General features: G+C 41.7%; 1 protein-coding gene. It reads right to left on the bottom strand.

Translation table 11 applies throughout. The features are described from left to right. The coding region (liaF, locus tag SB658_RS24030) for a cell wall-active antibiotics response protein LiaF (protein WP_410602854.1) at nucleotides 1-271 on the bottom strand (271 nt) is incomplete at both ends.

Genomic DNA, 271 nt, shown 5'->3' with positions numbered 1-271 from the left:
ACATACACTTTACTGCCGAATCCGCTTCTTTTTTCATCAATAATTTTCATATCACCAATGGCAGCCGAAGCACTCACACATACTTCAATATCCTGCGGCACGAAAATATCCACATCTCCGATGAGCCCGCTTATTACGATCGTGCTCTCTTCTTCTGCGATGATGGCCTTTGATAAGTCGATTTTGACATCTCCGATAAACCCTGAAATCGTCAGATCACTTAATTGAAACGGCTTTTTCATCAGTCTGACTTCACCGATAAAGAAGTCAT

It is taken from the genome of Bacillus sp. SIMBA_008 (genome assembly GCF_046535495.1).
Taxonomy (GTDB): Bacteria; Bacillota; Bacilli; order Bacillales; family Bacillaceae; genus Bacillus; species Bacillus subtilis.
This window is presented reverse-complemented; position numbering and strand designations above follow the sequence as displayed.